This window comes from Stenotrophomonas sp. MMGLT7 (assembly GCF_021168555.1).
In the GTDB taxonomy this organism is placed as follows: Bacteria; Pseudomonadota; Gammaproteobacteria; order Xanthomonadales; family Xanthomonadaceae; genus MMGLT7.
Genome location: NZ_JAJOZS010000001.1, coordinates 528,156 through 545,842 on the forward strand (window position 1 = coordinate 528,156; position 17,687 = coordinate 545,842).

Sequence of the window (17,687 nt, forward strand, 5' to 3'; positions counted from 1 at the left end):
TGGGCGGCGCCCTCCGGGCCCGGGAAGATCTTCGCCACTCGCGGCTGGCAGGAACCACATGGTGAATCGCTGGCGAAACCGCAACCCGATGACACGAGTGCACTTCGCTTAGCGCGGCTGCGACAAGCATCCGCACCGATCATAGACAGCCACCTAAAAGAAACGGCCGCATCGCTGCGGCCGTCCTTGGTGTTGCTGGCGGGTCGGCTCAGCGGCGTTCGATGGTGAACGCGCCGAAGCCGATGCCCAGGTCCACGCCCTCGCCGGTGCCGGCCAGCGACAGCGAGATGTCGCCCTTGGTCATCACCTGCGCGGTGCTGGACTTGGCCAGGCCGGCGTGCGCCTCGGCGCCGGCGTAGGTGCCGAGCAGGTCTTCGCCCGCGCGCGAGCCGCTGAAGCGGCCACGGCCGTTGACGATCTTCGACTTGCCCACCGTCAGGCCACCGCCCTTGGCCGAGATCTTGACCGGGATGCGGGTGCCGTTGTCGCAGACGATGGTGCCGGTGCCCGATGCGGTCTTGTAGATCACCGACCAGCCGGACAGGTTGAAGTGCAGGTCGCAGCCGATCGGGCCGGAGGCCACCGGATTGGCGGCGTTGGCCTGCGGGGCGGCGATACCGGCGGCGGCCAGCATGGCGGCCATGATGAGTGTCTTGGTCATTGTCGATCCTCCTGAACTGGCGGAGAAACTAGCAATACCGGCGTGCAGCCGGCGACAACACGGCGACGGCCGGTACGTCCGCGTTCAGCGATCGGCGTTGGCGCGTCCCAGCTCGAATGCATCGGCATCGAGCATCGCCGGGAAGCGTTCGCGGTGCTCGGCCAGCGCCGCGGCGGAGATGGTGGTGGTGACCACCTGCTCGCGCTCGCGGATCTCCACCTGCGGATGGCCGAGGAAGTCGATCACCGCACTGTCGCCGGCGTAATGCAGGCCGTTGCCGTCCACGCCGACGCGGTTGACCGCCGCCACGTAGCACAGGTTCTCGATGGCGCGCGCGCGCAGCAGCGTCTTCCACGGCCAGGCGCGCACCGAGGGCCAGTTGGCGACGAATATCTGCAGGTCGAAGTCAAGCTGCCCCGGCCGCTCCACGTCGTAGCGGTTGCGGCAGAACACCGGGAAGCGCAGGTCGTAGCAGACCTGCGGATTGATCCTCCAGCCCTTCCATTCCACCGTCAGCCGCTCGCGGCCGGCGGCGTAGCGCTCGTGCTCGCCGGCGTGGCGGAACAGGTGGCGCTTGTCGTAGTGCTGCAGGCCGCCATCGGGCGTGGCCCACAGCAGCCGGTTGAACACGCCTTCCGCCGTGCGCAACTGCACGCTGCCGGTCACCGCCGCACCGAGCGCGCGCGCCTGCTGGCCGATCCACGCCACGGTGGGGCCGTCCATGCCCTCGGCCTTGCCGATGGCGTCGTTGGAGAAGCCGCTGGTGAAGGTCTCCGGCAGGATCACCAAGTCGGTGGTGCCGGCCAACGGCGCCAGCAACCCGGCGTAGTGCTCGCGGTTGCCGGCCGGATCGTGCCAGCGGGTGTCGCCTTGGACTAGCGAGATGCGGAGGTCGTGCATGGGATTGGGGATTGGGGATTGGGGATTGGGGATTGGGGATTGGGGATTGGGGATTGGGGATTCGGGATTCGGGATTCGGGATTCGGGATTCGGGAAGGCTAACGCTTCAACGCCAGGAAACAACCGCTTCTGCGAATCCCCAATCCCCAATCCCACCACTCATCAGAGCCGCCGCAACCGCTCGATCGCCGCGTCCAGCGTGCCCTGGTTCTTGGCGAAGCACAGCCGGACCAGGCGCTGGCCGGCAGGCGGGGTCTCGTAGAACGGCGACAGCGGGATCGCCGCCACGCCGTGGACCCGGGTCAGCCATACGGCGAACTCTGCATCGGGCAGGTCGCTGATGTCCGAGTAGTCCACCAGCTGGAAGTAGCCGCCGGCCACCGGCAGCGGCCGCAGCCGGGTGCCCAGCAGCTGCTGGCGGAATGCGTCGCGCTTGGCCTGGTAGAACGCGCCCAGCTGCTCGTAGTGCTCCGGCTCGTCGCGGATCATCGCCGCGAACGCGTGCTGGGCCGGGCCGAAGCTGGTGAAGGTGTTGTACTGGTGGACCTTGCGGAACTCCGCGCTCAACGCCGGCGGGGCGATGGCGTAGCCGATCTTCCAGCCGGTGCAGTGGTAGGTCTTGCCGAAGCTGGAGACGACGAAGGCGCGCTCGCGCAGCTCGGGATGGCACAGCACCGACTCGTGGCGCGCGCCGTCGTAGACGATGTGCTCGTAGACCTCGTCGGAGAGCAGGAAGATGTCGGTGCCGCGCAGCAGGTCGGCGATGGCCACCAGGTCGTCGTGGGCGAGCATCGCGCCGGTGGGATTGTGCGGGCTGTTGATCAGCAGCAGCCGCGTGCGCGGGGTGATCGCCGCCTGCACCCGCCCCCAGTCGACGGCGAAGGTCTGCGGGTCCAGCGGCACGTGCACGGTGCGCGCGCCGGCCAGCTCGATCGCCGGCTCGTAGCTGTCGTAGGCCGGGTCGAGCACGATCACTTCCTCGCCGGGCCGCACCACCGCGTGGATGGCGTTGAACAGCGCCTCGGTGGCGCCGCTGGTGACGGTGATCTCGGTGTCCGGGTCCACCTGGGCGCCGTACACGCGCAGCGACTTCTCGGCGATGGCCTGGCGCAGTGCCGCCACGCCGGTCATCGGCGGATACTGGTTGTGGCCGGCGCGCATGGCGCGGTCGAGCTCGTCGATGAGCCGCTGCGGCACCGGGAAGTCCGGGAATCCCTGCCCCAGGTTGACCGCGCCGTGCTCGGCGGCCAGTTGCGACATCACGGTGAAGATGGTGGTGCCCACCTTGGGCAGCTTGGTCTGTGGTTGCATCGGGCGAGGATCGGACAACGGGTGGACGAGTGTACGCAAACCCTGGCGGGGCGGCGGCATGCGCGCCGCAAAACAGCGTTCCCGCGGCGGCCGGGACGGTTGCGGCGCAGGGATAGCACTACCACTCCCTTCTCCCGCTTGCGGGGCTGGGCCCCCTCGGGGTGGAAGGTGGCGCGTAGCGCCGGATGGGGGCTTTTGCTGTGACTTTCCTATGCGGCAAACAGCCCCCATCCGCCCTTCGGGCACCTTCCCCCGCAAGCGGGAGAAGGGAAATCTCCAGGTGGCACACACGCCGGCCCGCCGCCGGGCCGATACAATGCGCGCCCTGCCCGCCAGCTTTCTCTCCCCGCGCCAACGGGCGCCCGCCATGAACGATCCGCTGTCCTCCGCTCCGCCGCTGCTCGCCGCACGCGGGCTGGCCTTCTCGCGCAACGACGAGCCGGTGTTCGGCCCGCTCGACTTCCACATCGATGCCGGCGAGGCGTTGCTGGTGCAGGGCGACAACGGTGCCGGCAAGACCACCCTGCTGCGGGTGCTGGCCGGGCTGCTGCACCTGGAAACCGGCGTGCTGGAGATGGACGGGCATCCGCTGCTGCGCGGCGACCGCCAGCGCTTCATCGCCTACCTGGGCCACCTGCCGGCACTCAAGGCCGACCTGACCACGCTGGAGAACCTGCATTTCCTGTGCGGCCTGCACGGGCGCCGCGCGCGGCAGATGCCCGGCGGCGCGCTGGCCATCGCCGGCCTGGCCGGCTACGAGCAGGCACTGGTGCGCCAGCTGTCGGCGGGGCAGAAGAAGCGCCTGGGCCTGGCCCGCCTGTGGCTGTCGCCGGCGCCGCTGTGGCTGCTGGACGAGCCCTACGCCAACCTGGACCTGGAAGGCATCACCCTGGTGAACCGGATGATCTCCGCGCACCTGCGCAGCGGCGGCGCCGCGCTGGTGACCACGCACGGCGCCTACGCCGCGCCGCCGGTGCGCACCCGCCTGCTGACGCTGGAGGCGGCGGCATGAGCATCCCCTCGCCTACGCCTTCGCTGTGGCAGGCCACCCGCGCGCTGGCGGCGCAGGACCTGCGGCTGGTCTGGCGGCGACGCGGCGACGCGTTGCAACCGCTGCTGTTCGCGCTGCTGATCGTGGTGCTGTTCGCGCTCGCCCTGGGGCGCGAGCCGCGGCAGCTGGCCGCCGTCGCCGCCGCGGCGCTGTGGGTGGCGGTGCTGCTGGCCGGGCTGCTGGCGCTGGACTCGATGTTCCGCGGCGATGCAGAGGACGGCTCGCTGGAACAGTGGCTGCTGGCGCCGGTGCCGCTGGCCTGGCTGGTGCTGGTACGGGTGCTGCTGCACTGGGCGGTGACCGCGCTGCCGCTGATCGTGGCGGCGCCGCTGCTGGGCGAATTGCTGCACCTGCCGCATGCGCAACTGCCGGTGCTGCTGGCCTCGCTGGCGCTGGGAACGCCGCTGCTGAGCCTGCTCGGCGCGGTGGTGGCGGCACTGACGGTCAACACCCGGCGCTCTGGTATCCTCGTGGCGTTGCTGGCGTTGCCGCTGTACGTGCCGGTGCTGGTGTTCGGTGCCGGCAGCGTCGCCGCCAGCGCGCAGGGCCTGGACGCCTCCGGCGCGCTGCTGCTGCTCGGCGCCGGGCTGGTGGTCGCACTGGTGCTGGCCCCGTTGGCCACCGCCGCCGCGATCCGGATTTCACTGAGTTGATGCCCTCGTTCGACCGACTCCTCAACGCCATCGGCCCGCCCGCTCCCGCTAGCCACTGAAGAATGAATCCCGTCGTCCGCTGGTTCCACCTGCTCGGTTCGCCGCCGTACTTCGAGCGGTTCGCGGCGCGCTGGGCGCCGTGGTGCTACGCCGCCGCGCTGGTGCTGTTCGGCCTGGGCCTGTGGCAGGCACTGTTCGTGGTGCCGGCCGACTACCAGCAGGGCGACAGCTTCCGCATCCTCTACATCCACGTGCCGAGCGCGTGGATGAGCCTGTTCGTGTTCGGGCTGATGGCGCTGTACGCGGCGATCGCGCTGGTGTGGCGGATCAAGCTGTGCGAGATCCTGGCCATGGCCTGTGCACCGATCGGCGCGGCCTTCACCCTGATCACGCTGGCCACCGGCAGCATCTGGGGCAAGCCGATGTGGGGCACCTGGTGGGACTGGGACCCGCGCCTGACCACCGAGCTGATCCTGCTGTTCCTGTACCTTGGCGTGATCGGCCTGTACCAGGTGATCGACGACCGCCGCAACGCCGCCCGCGCGGCCGGACTGCTGGCCATCGTCGGGGTGGCGCTGCTGCCGGTGATCCGCTGGTCGGTGGTGTGGTGGAACTCGCTGCACCAGGGCCAGACCATCCGCCTGTTCGGCCAGTCGAGCATAGACCCCAGCATGCTGCTGCCGCTGTGGCTGATGGTCGTCGCCACCAAGTTCTGGTTCGCCGGTTCGCTGCTGGCGCGTGCCCGCGCCGACAACCTGCGCCGCGAAGCCGGCAAGGACTGGGTGGCGGCGCTGGCAGGGGAACGCCGATGAGCTACCTGCCCTACGTCATCGGCGCCTACGCGGTGTTCGTGGCGGTGCTGGCCTGGGACTTCGTCTCGACGCGGCTGCAGATCCGCCGCGCCCTGCGCGCGGCGCGCCAGCGCGGCCGCCGCGTGCGCGGGCGGCGGCCGGCGCCCACGGACACGGAGCTGGTGCGATGAACCCGCAGCGGCGCCGACGCCTGTGGCTGGTGCTGGCCCTGGTGCTGGCCGCCGGACTGGCCACCACGCTGGTGGCGATGGCGCTGCAGCGCAACGTCGCCTACCTGTACACGCCCTCGGAAGTGCTGCGCGGCGACGCCGGCGGCCACGCCCGCTTCCGCCTCGGCGGCATGGTCGAGAAGGGCTCGTTCCACCGCGCCAGCGGCTCGCTGCGGGCACATTTCCGCGTCGACGACGGCGATGCGCAGCTGCCGGTGGTCTACGACCGGATCCTGCCGGACCTGTTCCGCGAGGGCCAGGCGGTGGTCGCCACCGGCCGCATGCAGGACGGCATCTTCGTGGCCGAGGACGTGCTGGCCAAGCACGACGAGACCTACATGCCCAAGGAAGTGGCCGACAAGATGGGCGCCGCGCACCTCAAGCATGACGTGCCGGTGGCGCAGTGAAGCGGGGATTCGGGGTTGGGGATTGGGGATTCGTGAAAGGCGCGACGCTGCGGCTTTTCGCATTTGCCTTCCCCAATCCCGACTCCCCGCTTTCCACAGCCGAATGGCTGGTCATCCCCAATCCCGGCTTCTCGCCCCATGCTCCCTGAACTCGGCAATCTGCTGCTGATCCTGGCGCTGCTGGTGGCGCTGGCGCAGGCGGTCTTGCCGCTGGCCGGCGCCCGGCGCGGCGAGGCGGCGTGGATGGCGGTGGCGCGCCCGGCCGCCTGGACCCAGCTGGCGCTGGTGGCCGGCGCCTTCGCCGTGCTCACCCATGCCTTCCTGGTGCAGGACTTCTCGCTGCGCTACGTGGCCGAGAACTCCAACTCGCTGCTGCCGCTGATGTACCGCTACTCGGCGGTGTGGGGCGCGCACGAGGGATCGCTGCTGCTGTGGACGCTGATCCTGGCGCTGTGGTCCGGCGCGGTGGCGCTGTTCTCGCGTGCGCTGCCGGCGCAGGTGCTGGCGCGGGTGCTGGGCACCATGGCGCTGGTCAGCGTCGGCTTCCTGGCCTTCCTGATCTTCACCTCCAACCCGTTCGCGCGGCTGCTGCCGGCGCCGGCCGAGGGCCACGACCTCAACCCGCTGCTGCAGGACCCGGGGCTGGTGATCCATCCGCCGATGCTCTACGCCGGCTATGTCGGTTTCGTGGTGCCGTTCGCCTTCGCCATCGCCGCCCTGCTCGATGGCCGCGTCGATGCGCGCTGGCTGCGCTGGACGCGCCCCTGGACCAACGTCGCCTGGGCGCTGCTGACGCTGGGCATCGCCCTGGGCAGCTGGTGGGCCTACTACGAACTGGGCTGGGGCGGCTGGTGGTTCTGGGATCCGGTGGAGAACGCCAGCTTCATGCCCTGGCTGGTCGGCGCGGCGCTGCTGCACTCGCAGGCGGTCACCGAGAAGCGCGGCAGCTTCGCCGGCTGGACCCTGCTGCTGGCCATCGCCGCGTTCTCGCTGTCGCTGCTGGGCACCTTCCTGGTGCGCTCGGGCGTGTTGACCAGCGTGCATTCGTTCGCCGCCGATCCCTCGCGCGGCGTGTTCATCCTGATCTTCCTGGCGCTGGTGGTGGGCGGCTCGCTGGCGCTGTACGCCTGGCGCGCGCCGGGGCTGGAACGCCGCGACGACCCGCGCCGCGGCTTCGCCCCCGCCTCGCGCGAGACCCTGCTGCTGGCCAACAACCTGCTGCTGGCCTGCGCCTGCGCGATGGTGCTGCTGGGCACGCTGTACCCGCTGCTGGCCGACGCGCTGGGGCTGGGCAAGATATCGGTCGGGCCGCCGTACTTCGGCACCCTGTTCGTGCTGCTGATGGCGCCACTGGTGATGCTGCTGCCGTTCGGGCCGCTGACCCGCTGGCAGCGCGACCAGCCCTCGCGGCTGCTGGCGATGCTGGCGCCGTGGGCGGGACTGGCCGTGCTCGGCGGCGTCGCCGCCTGGTTCGCCGCGCCGCAAGGGCCATGGAAGACCGCGCTGGGCGTGGCCGCCGCGCTGTGGGTGGCGCTGGGCACCGCGCGCTTCGCCTGGAGCCGGCTGCGCAGCGGCGGCGGCCAGGCCGCGCCGCGGCCGCTGACCGCGGAGATGCTGGGCATGATGCTGGCCCATGGCGGCATCGCGGTATTCGTCGTCGGCGCGCTGCTGGTGGAAGCGCAAAGCGTGCAGCGCGAGGTCGCGCTGGCACCGGGGCAGACGCTGGCCGCGGGACGCTACGATTTCCGCTTCGAGGGCGTGGACGAGACCCGCGGCCCGAACTATCTTTCCGACCGCGGCCATGTGCAGGTCCTGCGCGACGGCAAGGCCATCGCGCTGCTGCATCCGGAAAAGCGCGCCTATGCCAGCGGCGGCCAGGTGATGACCGAGGCCGGCATCCGGCCCGGCCTGTTCGGCGATGTCTACGTCGCCCTGGGCGAGCCGCTGGGCGATGGCGCCTGGGCGGTGCGCGTGCATGTCAAACCCTTTGTCCGCTGGATCTGGCTCGGTGCGCTGCTGATGGCACTGGGCGGATTCGTCGCCGCCGCCGACCGGCGCTTCCGTCGGCTACCGGAGACCCCCTGATGTCCACACCCTCCCCGCGCCGCCTGTCGCGCACCGCCCTCGTCGCCGGCGCCGTGGCGCTGCTGGCCCTGCTGGTCCTGCTGGCCTGGGGCGTGCTGCGCTCAGGCCGTCCCGACCGCGACGCCCTGCCCTCGCCCTTGATCGGCAAGCCCGCGCCGGAATTCGCACTGCCGCTGCTGCACGACCCGTCGATCACCGTGCACGCCAGCGACCTGCGCGGCGCGCCCTACGTGCTCAACGTCTGGGGCAGCTGGTGCCCGGCCTGCCGCGACGAGCACCCGGTGCTGAGCCGCTTCGCCCTGACCAAGCGGGTGCGGGTGATCGGCTACAACTGGAAGGACGAGCGCGCCGACGCGCTGGACTGGCTGGAGAAGCTGGGCAATCCCTACATCCTGGTGGTGGCCGACCAGGACGGCCGCAGCGCGATCGACTGGGGCATCACCGCCGCGCCGGAGACCTTCCTGGTCGACGCCCAGGGCATCGTCCGCTGGAAGTACAGCGGCGCGGTGACCGACGAGATCATCGAGCGGCAGCTGCTGCCGGCGCTGGCCAAGGCCGAACACGACGCCGGCATCGTCCCGCACCGGGCCGCGCCGCAATGAAGCTGCGCTGGCTGGCCTGCCTGCTGCTCGCGGCCGCCGGCGCGGCCACCGCACAGCCGGCCGTCGATCCGGCGCCGCTGCGGTTCCGCGACGCCGCCGAGGAGGCCCGCTTCCACGTGCTGGCCTCCGAGCTGCGCTGCGTGCAGTGCCAGAACCAGTCGCTGGCAGACTCCAATGCACTGATCGCCCACGACCTGCGCCGCGAGGTGCTGGCGCTGATGCAGCAGGGCAGGAGCGACGCGCAGATCAAGCAGTTCCTGGTCGAGCGCTATGGCGAGTTCGTGCTGTACCGGCCGCAGGTGGAATCGCGCACCTGGCTGCTGTGGTTCGGTCCCGGCCTGCTGCTGGCGGCCGGAGCGGCGGTGCTGGTGGTGGTGGTCCGCCGCCGCGGCCGCGATGCCGCGACGACGACGGCGCCGGACGAGGAACAGGAATGGTGAGCACGCTGGCGCCGCTGCTGGCCGCGCTCGCCGCATTGCTGGTGGTCGGCGCGCTGCTGTGGCCGCTGTGGCGTGGCGGTTCGCGGCGCACCTACACCGCCCTGGTGGCGCTGGCGACGCTGGCCACGCCGCTGCTGTACCTGGCGGTGGGCACGCCGCAGGCGATGGACCCGCGCACGGCCACCACCGCGCCGCGCAACCTGGAGGAAGGCGTCGCCCAGTTACAGGCTGCGCTGGCGCGCGACCCGTTGCGCGCCGACGGCTGGGCCCTGCTGGGCCGCTCGCAGGCCTCGCTGGGGCGGCTGCCCGACGCCGCGCAGGCCTACGCACGTGCGGTCGCGCTGGCACCGGACAACCCGGCCTGGCTGGTCGAGGCCGCGCAGGTCCGCGCCCAGGCCGACCCGCAGCACCGCTTCGACGACCAGGCCGTCGCCTGGCTGCAGCACGCGCTGTCGCTGGCGCCGGACAGCGAGCGCGCGGCGTGGTTCCTGGGCATCGCCCAGCGCCAGCGCGGCGACGCCGCCGCCGCGGCCGCGACGTGGGAGGCGCTGCTGCCACGGGTGGACTCGGCCACCGCCGAAGCGCTGCGGCCGCAGATCGATGCCGCCCGCGCCGATGCCGGCCTGGCGCCGCTGCCGGCCGCTTCCGCCCCCTCCCCTGGCAACGGACTGAAAGTGGACGTCGCGCTCGCCCCGGGCTTTGGGCGCGACGCGTTGCCGGCCGACGCCAGCGTCTTCGTCATCGCCCGCATCCCCGGCGGCCCACCGATGCCGGTCGCCGTGGAGAGGCACACGCTGGGCGAGCTGCCGCTGCAGGTGACGCTCGACGACGCCGACAGCCCGATGCCGACGCAGAAGCTGTCCGCGTTGACGGAGGTCGAGGTGCTGGCGCGCATTTCCGCCAGCGGCGGCGCGCAGCGGCAGCCAGGCGACATCGAGACGGCACCGCTACGCGTGGCGCTGCCGGCACAGGAGGCGGTGCGGCTGGTGCTGGGCGCGGAGGCGCGTTGATCCCGCCTGACGGGCAGGAGTAGACAGCAGTTCCTTCCCCCGCTTGCGGGGGAAGGTGCCCGAAGGGCGGATGGGGGCAGTCTGGAGCATCGAGAAGCCAAGCAAAAGCACCCCCATCCGGCGCTGCGCGCCCCCTTCCCCCGCAAGCGGGAGAAGGGAGAACCCGGAATGCGGTGGTGAAGGTGAGAATCCGGCACCCGTGCCTTGAAGGATGGGCTACCGTGGGATTCCGTCGCTGGCCGCTCGCCGCGAAAGTCACGGGGTTCCCTCCTTCGCGGGGACAACGGATTCAATCTTTCCGAGCATGAGCCGTGCCGCCAGCCGCCCCACTCCGTGCCGGCCGGCCCGGTAGAATCCGCCGATGACCGAATTCATCCCACCCGGCAGCCTTTTCCTGCCGCTGCCCTCGCCGTTCCCGATGAAGCGCGGCGGCGCCCTGCACGGCGCGCGCATCGCCTACGAAACCTGGGGCGAACTCGCCCCCACACGCGACAACGCCATCCTGATCGTCACCGGGCTGTCGCCCGACGCGCATGCCGCCAGCCATGCCGGCAACCCGGAGCCGGGCTGGTGGGAAAGGATGCTCGGACCGGGCAAGCCGATCGACACCGACCGCTGGTTCGTGGTCTGCGTGAACTCGCTGGGCAGCTGCAAGGGTTCCACCGGCCCGGCCTCGACCGACCCGGCCACCGGCGAGCCCTACCGGCTGGAGTTCCCGGAACTGTCGATCGAGGACGTGGCCGACGCCGCGCGCGAAGTGGTGCGCGCGCTCGGCATCGAGCAACTGGCCTGCATCATCGGCAACTCGATGGGCGGCATGACCGCGCTGGCCTTCCTGCTGCGCCATCCCGGCGTGGCGCGCAGCCACATCAACATCTCCGGCAGCGCGCAGGCGCTGCCGTTCTCCATCGCCATCCGCTCGCTGCAGCGCGAGGCGATCCGGCTGGACCCGAACTGGAACGGCGGCCGCTACGACGAGGCCACCTATCCGGAATCGGGCATGCGCATGGCGCGCAAGCTGGGCGTGATCACCTATCGCTCCGCGCTGGAATGGGACGGCCGCTTCGGCCGCGTGCGGCTGGATTCTGATCAGGCCGACGACGACCCGTTCGGCCTGGAATTCCAGGTCGAGAGCTACCTGGAAGGCCACGCGCGCCGCTTCGTGCGCCGCTTCGACCCCAACTGCTACCTGTACCTGAGCCGCTCGATGGACTGGTTCGACCTGGCCGAGTACGCCGACGGCGACGTACTGGCCGGACTGGCGCTGATCGACGTGGACAAGGCGCTGGCCCTCGGCGCCAGCACCGACATCCTGTTCCCGGTCGAGCAGCAGCAGCAGATCGCCGAGGGCCTGGCCCGCGGCGGCGCCGACGCCCGCTTCATCGGCCTGGATTCGCACCAGGGCCACGACGCGTTCCTGGTGGATTTCGAGCGCTTCGGCCCGGCGGTGGGGGATTTTCTCGCCACGCTGTGAATCCCGCCGCGCAGGACTGCTGCGGAGATTGTCTACACCGGCACGTCGCCACCGGGTACACCGCTGCGATCAGCTGCCGGCAGATACCCGGATCGGTGAATCCAGGGCGACCGGCACCTCGGGCAGCGCCTGGCCGGCGGCCAGGCACTCGGGCGATTGCGCCTCGCGAGCCTGCCTTTGCTCCTGCTCCTTCTGAAACAGGCGATCGGCCTGTGCCATCGAACCGGCCGCCGGGCCAATGGTAAATTCCAGCGGTGTCTCCATCTGCGTGGAAACCGGCTGGCCTTCGACCTGTTCCGGCAGGTAGCGTATCTGCGCCAGCCACTGCTTGGCCGAGGCATCGAACAACCGGCGGTAAGTGGCCGGGAGACGCCGGCGATGCTGGATGTCCTGCAACTCGGCGCGACCATCGGCACGTACGCGGTAACGGGCGACCAGGCTCGCACTGATCCCCGCCCTGAAGGCCTCCGTCGGATACGCCGGCGCCGACTGCACATCAAGCCGGGGGCCGTTGCTTCGATAGCTCAGCGCCAGGCGCACGTTGCCGTCCGCCGCGGGAGCCAGGCAGGCCTTCATCGTTAGATAGGTCGTGCCCGCAACCGCAATGCCGTCCCGGCGCGCCGGCTCGAAGTGCCATTGCGACGCCTGTCTTGCGATGGAACCACGCAGCTCCTCCGGCAGACGCTCGTCCAGGCTGGTGATCGTGACATGCCCGGCAGCGTCCAGCTCCGCCTTGGCATGCGTCCAGAAGGCCACAGGCCGCGCCTGTTCCCCTTCCGCCGCGGACGCCGTGGCCGACAGCAACAACGTCACCGCCAGCAGCGGCATTCCCCATTTCATCGGCCTTCCCCAAGTCCGGTGCACGAGGCGATTGTGTCCGCCGCGGCTACGTCAGGCAAGCGGCATTTCCGCCAGCCTGCCGCCCTGCAGCCGGTAGTTGCGATGCACCACGCCCGCGGGCAGTTCGTCGTGGCTGATCAGCAGCAGGCTGCGATCGCCCAGCGCGGTGGCGAGGTCGGTCATCAGCGCCTGCGCGGTGTCCACGTCCAGGCCTTCGGTGGGCTCGTCCAGCACCATCAGCGGCGCGTTGCGCAGCAGCGCCCGCGCCAGTGCCAGCCGCCGCGCCTGCCCGGCCGACATGGTCGCGCCGTTCTCGCCGACCCAGGCATCCAGGCCGCCGAGCTGGCGTCCCCAGCCGTCGAGCCTGACCTCGGCCAGCACCTGCCACATCGCCTCGTCGCTGGCCGCCGGGTCGCCGATGCGCAGGTTCTCGCGCACGCTGCCGGCGAATACCGGCGCGCCCTGCGGCAGCCAGGCCAGGTGCCGGTGCCAATCGGCCTGGGCCGCCTGGCGCAGGTCCACGCCGCCGTAGCGCACGATGCCCGCTTGCGGGTCCCACAGCCGCAGCAGCAGCGACGACAGCGTGGTCTTGCCGCAGCCGCTGTCGCCATGGATGGCCACCCGCTCGCCCGGCGCGATCTCCAGGTCCAGGCCGTCGAGCAGCTTGCGCGTGCTGCCGGGCCAGGCGAACGTCACCTGCTCGAAACGCACCGCGCCGGTTGCGGGCAGCGGTACCGGTCGCAACGGGTCGGCCACGCCAGGCGACTGCCCGGCGATCTGCTGCAGGCGCCGCGCGGCCACCCGCCCGGACTGCAGCGACTGCCAGGCCAGGCCGGCGCCGGCCCACACCTCCAGCAGGCCGATGGTCATGAACACCAGCACGGCCGCCATCGCCGGCTCGATGATCCCCCGCGCGGCCGCCGACAGCGCCAGCCACAGCATGCCCAGCAGGCCGACGGCCGCCAGCAGCGCGTGCACCGCCTGGCCGGCGACCAGGCGGCGACGCTGGCGGCGGTCGGTCGCCGCCAGCGCCACCGCCGCCGCGTCCACCTGCGCGATCCACGCCGGCTGGGCGTCGAGCGATTGCAGGTCGGCGGCGCCTTCCAGGCCCTCGTAGGCGAGCGTGCGCAGTTCGGTGCGACGCGCGGCGCGCTCGCGCTCGCGCAGTTGCCCGCTCGCCGCCACCAGCGCCGGCACGGCGAAGCCGATAGCCAGCGCCAGCAGCGCCAGCAGCACCGCCGCGGGCCAATGGATCACGGCCGCGGCGCCGATGCCGACCAGGCCGATGCCGGCCAGCGCGGCCAGCGGTGCCAGCGCGCGCACGGTCAGGCCATCGACCTCGCCGATGTCGCCCATCAGCCGTGCCAGCAGCTCGCCGGTGCGGGTCGCGCCCAGCTTGGCCGGCGCCAGCGGCAGCGCGCGGCGGAAGAACCACACCCGCAGGTCGCGGGCGATGCGCAAGGTGGCGTCGTGGCCGATCAGCTTCTCGCCGTAGCGCGACACGATGCGCGCGAAGGTCAGCGCACGGATGCCGCCGGAAGGCGAGAAGAAGTTGAAGCCGGCCGCCATGCCGGCGGCGCCGGCCAGCGCCGCGGCGGTGAGGAAGCCGCCGGACAGGCCGAGCAGGCCCACTCCGGCCAGCATCGTCGCCAGCACCAATGCCGCCGAGGCTAGCAGGCGCCGGCGGTGGCGCAGGAAGACACCGGCCAGCCCATCGCGCGTGCTCATGCCGGCACCTCCTTCGCCGCGTCGGCCGCGGCGACGGCCGCCAGACGCAGCTCGGTATCCGCCCAGCGCATCACCACCGGGCTGTGGGTCGCCACGATCACGCTGCGGCCGCGCGCGAATACCGCCAGCGCGGCCAACAGGTCGGCTTCGGTATCGGCGTCGAGGAAGGCGGTGGGCTCGTCGAGCAGCAGCAGCTCGGGGTCGCGCAGCAGCAGCCGCGCCAGGCCGATGCGCCGTGCCTCGCCACCCGACAGGCCGAAGCCGCGCTCGCCGATCTGCGTGTCCAGCCCGTGCGGCAGGCGCCGGGCGAAGCGCATCACCTGCGCGGCCTCGGCCACCGCCTGCAGGCGCGCGTCGCTGACCTGCGGGTCGGCCAGGCGCAGGTTTTCGGCGATCGTCCCCTGGAACAGGTAGGGGCGCTGTCCGGCATAGCCGATGCGCAGGTCCGGGCGGTGCACCAGGCTGCCCTGGCGCGGCGGCAGCCAGCCGGCGATGGCCTCCAGCAGCGTGCTCTTGCCGCTGCCACTGGGACCGACCAGCGCCAGCCGCTGTCCGGACTGCAGCTCGAAGGACAGGTCCTGCACCACGTCGTGGCCGGCGCCTTGCGGGCGCAGCCACAGGTCGCGGGCGGCCAGCAGCGGCGCGTGCAGCTGGGCCGGCTCCAGTTCGATCGCGGTGGCCGGCACCGGCGGCGACGGCGCGCCCTCGGCCACCGGCAGCGCCCCCAGCAGCCGCTCGATCTCCGCCGCGGCCGCCAGCGCGTTGGCACGGTCGTGGTAGTGCGCGGCCAGCCGCCGCAACGGCGCATAGAACTCCGGCGCCAGCAGCAGGCAGAACACGCCGATGCCCAGCGTCGGCATGATCGTCACCAGCGAGATCATGCCCAGGTAGCTCAGGCCCAGGTACAGCGCCACCATGGCCACGCTCACCGAGGCGAAGAATTCCAGCACGGTCGAGGACAGGAAGGCGATGCGCAGCACCCGCAGCGAGCCCTCGCGCACGCCTTCGGCGGCGCGCTCCACCCCTTCCAGCTCGGCCTCGCCGCGCCCGTACAGGCGCAGCAGGCCCAGTCCCTTCAGGCGATCGGCGAAATGCCCGCCCATGCGCGCCATCTCGCGCAACTGCCGGCGCCCGGCCGCCTCCGCGCCCCAGCCCACCAGCATCATGAACAGCGGCACCAGCGGCGCGGTCATGACGAAGATCACCGCCACCACCCAGTTCGCCCAGGCCACCGCGACGATGATCAGCAACGGCACCACCATGATCTCGGTGCGCGCCGGCTGGTAGCCGGAGTAGTAGCCCTCCAGCGCATCGCCATGGGCAAGCAGCAGCTCGCCCAGCTCGCCGGTACGCTGGCCGCGCAGCCACAGCGGCCCCTTGCCCAGCAGCTGCCGGTAGACCCGGCGGCGCAATTCCAGGCGCGCGGCATCGGCGACGTCGCCGGCCGCCGACTGCCAGGCGGCGCCGAGCATGCTGCGCAGCACCATCACCGCGGCCAGCGCGACGAACGCGGCCACGCACTGGTCCAGCGGGCGCCGCTCCACCAGCAAGGCCTGCACCAGCCAGGCGATCGCCGCCGCCTGCCCGATCAGCAGGGCGCCGGACAGCGCGATGGCCAGGCCGGCCAGGCGTCGCCGGCCCGCCGCACGCCACCCCAGACCTGCAAGCCACTGCGCGCGTTGGCGTCGAAGTTCCGGCGTTTCCTCGGGCGGGCTCAAATGCAGGTTCCGATAGCGATGGGCGACGGCATCATCTTTTCATTTTCGACGGGCCATACGCGACCTATCGTCGCAGTATCGGCGGCAAAGGGGCGTTTACCATTGATCTGGATCAAGGCCGGGCGCAGCATCAGCGCCGATGATGCGCTCCACCCACCGTAGGCCTTAACCCAAGGTAACAGCCATGATCGACTCGACAGTCGTTGAACTGTCGCGGCTGCAGTTCGCACTGACCGCGATGTACCACTTCCTCTTCGTCCCTCTTACCCTCGGGTTGTCCTTCCTGCTCGCCATCATGGAGAGCGTGTATGTGATGACCGGCAAGGATGTCTGGCGCCGCATGACCGTCTTCTGGGGCGTGCTGTTCGGCATCAACTTCGCCATGGGTGTCGGTACCGGCATCGTCATGGAGTTCCAGTTCGGCATGAACTGGTCGTACTACAGTCACTACGTCGGCGACATCTTCGGCGCGCCGCTGGCCATCGAGGGGCTGATGGCGTTCTTCCTGGAAGCGACCTTCATCGGCCTGTTCTTCTTCGGCTGGGGACGGCTGTCCAAGGTGCAGCACCTGACGGTGACCTGGCTGGTGGCCCTGGGCAGCAACCTGTCGGCATTGTGGATCCTGATCGCCAACGGCTGGATGCAGTTCCCGGTGGGTGCGGTGTTCAACCCCGAAACCATGCGCATGGAGGTGGTCGACTTCGCCGCGGTGCTGCTCAACCCGGTGGCGCAGGCCAAGTTCGTGCATACCGTCAGCGCCGGCTACGTGACCGGCGCGGTGTTCGTGATGTCGATCAGCGCGTTCTACCTGCTGCGCGGCAAGAACCGCGACATCGCCCGCCGCTCGTTCGCGGTGGCGGCCGCGTTCGGCCTGCTGTCCTCGCTGTCGGTGGTGGTGCTGGGCGACGAGAGCGGCTACGCCGCCAGCGAGCACCAGAAGATGAAGCTGGCCGCGATCGAGGCGATGTGGGAGACCGAGCAGGCGCCTGCCGACTTCACCGCCTTCGGCATCCCCAACCAGGAGACCGGCAAGAACGACTACGCGATCAAGATCCCCTACCTGATGGGCCTGATCGCCACGCGCTCGCTGAACCAGCCGATCCCCGGCATCCTGGAGCTGGTGGACCGCGCCGAGCACCGCATCCGCGGCGGCCAGCTGGCCTACGGCGCGCTGCAGCGCCTGCGCGCCGACAAGCAGGACACCGAGGCACGCGAGGTGTTCGACCGCCACTGGCAGGACCTGGGCCATGCCCTGCTGCTCAAGCGCTACCGCGACGACGTCCTCAACGCCACCCCGGAGGAGATCTCCAAGGCCGCGCTGGACACGGTGCCCCGTGTGCTGCCGCTGTTCTGGACCTTCCGCGTCATGGCCGGCCTGGGCTTCTACCTGATCGCCTTCTTCGCGGTGTCGTTCTACTTCTCCTGCAGGCACAACTTCGAGGACAAGCGCTGGTTCCTCAAGCTGGCGCTGTGGACGCTGCCGGCGCCGTGGATCGCCATCGAGTGCGGCTGGTTCGTGGCCGAGTACGGCCGCCAGCCGTGGGCGGTGGACGGCGTGCTGCCGACCTTCTACGCGGCCTCGGGCCTGGCCCTGCATGAGATCCTGCTGTCGCTGGCCGGCTTCGTGGCGATCTACACCACGCTGCTGATCATCGAGATCAAGCTGATGCTCAGGTCCATCCGCAAGGGCCCGGACGAACTGGCACCGCCGCTGCCCTCGCAGCCACAGCCGCAGCTGCGCACTGCCCCCGTCAACGACGCACTGGCCGGCGGCCAGCCGTAACCG

17 protein-coding genes are annotated in these 17,687 nt (G+C 71.0%); 11 read left to right on the forward strand and 6 right to left on the reverse strand.

Translation table 11 applies throughout. The annotated features are described in order from the left end of the window. Positions 1–208 precede the first annotated feature (208 nt). The 3 genes from LRX76_RS02435 to LRX76_RS02445 all read right to left on the reverse strand — a co-directional run bounded on the left by LRX76_RS02435 (position 209) and on the right by LRX76_RS02445 (position 2,872). Complete coding sequence (locus LRX76_RS02435; protein WP_231801506.1) at positions 209–661, reverse strand: hypothetical protein; 453 nt, start codon at positions 659–661, stop codon at positions 209–211. Positions 662–745: 84 nt separating this feature from the next. After that, positions 746–1,561, reverse strand: a complete 816-nt coding sequence (locus LRX76_RS02440; protein ID WP_231801508.1) for an amidohydrolase — start codon at positions 1,559–1,561, stop codon at positions 746–748. Between the two features lie 162 nt (positions 1,562–1,723). Continuing rightward, entirely contained in the window at positions 1,724–2,872 is a 1,149-nt protein-coding gene (locus LRX76_RS02445; protein WP_231801509.1) for a pyridoxal phosphate-dependent aminotransferase, read from the reverse strand. Between the two features lie 367 nt (positions 2,873–3,239). Between LRX76_RS02445 and ccmA the strand changes: the two genes are divergently transcribed. The 10 genes from ccmA to LRX76_RS02495 all read left to right on the forward strand — a co-directional run bounded on the left by ccmA (position 3,240) and on the right by LRX76_RS02495 (position 11,615). Further along, positions 3,240–3,884 (forward strand): heme ABC exporter ATP-binding protein CcmA, encoded by a 645-nt coding sequence (gene ccmA / locus LRX76_RS02450; protein WP_231801510.1) that lies wholly within the window; start codon positions 3,240–3,242, stop codon positions 3,882–3,884. Further along, on the forward strand, positions 3,881–4,576 hold the full coding sequence (gene ccmB, locus LRX76_RS02455) for a heme exporter protein CcmB (protein WP_231801511.1): 696 nt from the start codon (positions 3,881–3,883) through the stop codon (positions 4,574–4,576). The genes ccmA and ccmB overlap by 4 nt, the downstream gene beginning before the upstream one ends. 62 nt (positions 4,577–4,638) lie before the next feature. Continuing rightward, a complete protein-coding gene (locus LRX76_RS02460; RefSeq protein ID WP_231801512.1) occupies positions 4,639–5,388 on the forward strand; it encodes a heme ABC transporter permease in 750 nt (249 codons plus the stop codon). Beyond that, the gene (ccmD, locus tag LRX76_RS02465; protein ID WP_231801513.1) at positions 5,385–5,558 is read left to right on the forward strand and encodes a heme exporter protein CcmD; all 174 of its coding nucleotides are present in this window, start codon (positions 5,385–5,387) and stop codon (positions 5,556–5,558) included. The genes LRX76_RS02460 and ccmD overlap by 4 nt, the downstream gene beginning before the upstream one ends. Next, on the forward strand, positions 5,555–6,004 hold the full coding sequence (gene ccmE, locus LRX76_RS02470; RefSeq protein ID WP_231801515.1) for a cytochrome c maturation protein CcmE: 450 nt from the start codon (positions 5,555–5,557) through the stop codon (positions 6,002–6,004). The genes ccmD and ccmE overlap by 4 nt, the downstream gene beginning before the upstream one ends. 138 nt (positions 6,005–6,142) lie before the next feature. Next, positions 6,143–8,089, forward strand: a complete 1,947-nt coding sequence (locus LRX76_RS02475; protein WP_231801517.1) for a heme lyase CcmF/NrfE family subunit — start codon at positions 6,143–6,145, stop codon at positions 8,087–8,089. Continuing rightward, complete coding sequence (locus tag LRX76_RS02480) at positions 8,089–8,691, forward strand: DsbE family thiol:disulfide interchange protein (protein WP_231801518.1); 603 nt, start codon at positions 8,089–8,091, stop codon at positions 8,689–8,691. The genes LRX76_RS02475 and LRX76_RS02480 overlap by 1 nt, the downstream gene beginning before the upstream one ends. Continuing rightward, the gene (locus LRX76_RS02485; RefSeq protein WP_231801520.1) at positions 8,688–9,131 is read left to right on the forward strand and encodes a cytochrome c-type biogenesis protein; all 444 of its coding nucleotides are present in this window, start codon (positions 8,688–8,690) and stop codon (positions 9,129–9,131) included. Before LRX76_RS02480 ends, LRX76_RS02485 begins: the two co-directional genes overlap by 4 nt. Further along, the gene (locus LRX76_RS02490; RefSeq protein WP_231801521.1) at positions 9,125–10,141 is read left to right on the forward strand and encodes a tetratricopeptide repeat protein; all 1,017 of its coding nucleotides are present in this window, start codon (positions 9,125–9,127) and stop codon (positions 10,139–10,141) included. The genes LRX76_RS02485 and LRX76_RS02490 overlap by 7 nt, the downstream gene beginning before the upstream one ends. A 361-nt stretch (positions 10,142–10,502) precedes the next feature. Further along, the gene (locus LRX76_RS02495) at positions 10,503–11,615 is read left to right on the forward strand and encodes a homoserine O-acetyltransferase (protein ID WP_231801523.1); all 1,113 of its coding nucleotides are present in this window, start codon (positions 10,503–10,505) and stop codon (positions 11,613–11,615) included. Between the two features lie 69 nt (positions 11,616–11,684). Here LRX76_RS02495 and LRX76_RS02500 read toward each other — a convergent pair whose 3' ends face one another. The 3 genes from LRX76_RS02500 to cydD form a co-directional block, all read right to left on the reverse strand. Next, the gene (locus LRX76_RS02500) at positions 11,685–12,443 is read right to left on the reverse strand and encodes an energy transducer TonB (protein WP_231801525.1); all 759 of its coding nucleotides are present in this window, start codon (positions 12,441–12,443) and stop codon (positions 11,685–11,687) included. Positions 12,444–12,506: 63 nt separating this feature from the next. Then, complete coding sequence (cydC, locus tag LRX76_RS02505) at positions 12,507–14,183, reverse strand: thiol reductant ABC exporter subunit CydC (protein ID WP_231801535.1); 1,677 nt, start codon at positions 14,181–14,183, stop codon at positions 12,507–12,509. Then, positions 14,180–15,901, reverse strand: coding sequence for a thiol reductant ABC exporter subunit CydD (gene cydD / locus LRX76_RS02510; protein WP_231801545.1), 1,722 nt, complete (start codon positions 15,899–15,901; stop codon positions 14,180–14,182). The genes cydC and cydD overlap by 4 nt, the downstream gene beginning before the upstream one ends. A 184-nt stretch (positions 15,902–16,085) precedes the next feature. Between cydD and LRX76_RS02515 the strand changes: the two genes are divergently transcribed. Beyond that, positions 16,086–17,684 (forward strand): cytochrome ubiquinol oxidase subunit I, encoded by a 1,599-nt coding sequence (locus LRX76_RS02515; RefSeq protein WP_231801547.1) that lies wholly within the window; start codon positions 16,086–16,088, stop codon positions 17,682–17,684. Positions 17,685–17,687 lie beyond the last annotated feature (3 nt).

Excerpts from the sequence above, each read along its gene's own strand:
- LRX76_RS02435 (WP_231801506.1), bottom strand. The coding sequence starts at position 661 with ATGACCAAGACACTCATCATGGCCGCCATGCTGGCCGCCGCCGGTATC.
- LRX76_RS02440 (WP_231801508.1), bottom strand. The coding sequence starts at position 1,561 with ATGCACGACCTCCGCATCTCGCTAGTCCAAGGCGACACCCGCTGGCAC.
- LRX76_RS02445 (WP_231801509.1), bottom strand. The coding sequence starts at position 2,872 with ATGCAACCACAGACCAAGCTGCCCAAGGTGGGCACCACCATCTTCACC.
- ccmA (WP_231801510.1), top strand. The coding sequence starts at position 3,240 with ATGAACGATCCGCTGTCCTCCGCTCCGCCGCTGCTCGCCGCACGCGGG.
- ccmB (WP_231801511.1), top strand. The coding sequence starts at position 3,881 with ATGAGCATCCCCTCGCCTACGCCTTCGCTGTGGCAGGCCACCCGCGCG.
- LRX76_RS02460 (WP_231801512.1), top strand. The coding sequence starts at position 4,639 with ATGAATCCCGTCGTCCGCTGGTTCCACCTGCTCGGTTCGCCGCCGTAC.
- ccmD (WP_231801513.1), top strand. The coding sequence starts at position 5,385 with ATGAGCTACCTGCCCTACGTCATCGGCGCCTACGCGGTGTTCGTGGCG.
- ccmE (WP_231801515.1), top strand. The coding sequence starts at position 5,555 with ATGAACCCGCAGCGGCGCCGACGCCTGTGGCTGGTGCTGGCCCTGGTG.
- LRX76_RS02475 (WP_231801517.1), top strand. The coding sequence starts at position 6,143 with ATGCTCCCTGAACTCGGCAATCTGCTGCTGATCCTGGCGCTGCTGGTG.
- LRX76_RS02480 (WP_231801518.1), top strand. The coding sequence starts at position 8,089 with ATGTCCACACCCTCCCCGCGCCGCCTGTCGCGCACCGCCCTCGTCGCC.
- LRX76_RS02485 (WP_231801520.1), top strand. The coding sequence starts at position 8,688 with ATGAAGCTGCGCTGGCTGGCCTGCCTGCTGCTCGCGGCCGCCGGCGCG.
- LRX76_RS02490 (WP_231801521.1), top strand. The coding sequence starts at position 9,125 with ATGGTGAGCACGCTGGCGCCGCTGCTGGCCGCGCTCGCCGCATTGCTG.
- LRX76_RS02495 (WP_231801523.1), top strand. The coding sequence starts at position 10,503 with ATGACCGAATTCATCCCACCCGGCAGCCTTTTCCTGCCGCTGCCCTCG.
- LRX76_RS02500 (WP_231801525.1), bottom strand. The coding sequence starts at position 12,443 with ATGCCGCTGCTGGCGGTGACGTTGTTGCTGTCGGCCACGGCGTCCGCG.
- cydC (WP_231801535.1), bottom strand. The coding sequence starts at position 14,183 with ATGAGCACGCGCGATGGGCTGGCCGGTGTCTTCCTGCGCCACCGCCGG.
- LRX76_RS02515 (WP_231801547.1), top strand. The coding sequence starts at position 16,086 with ATGATCGACTCGACAGTCGTTGAACTGTCGCGGCTGCAGTTCGCACTG.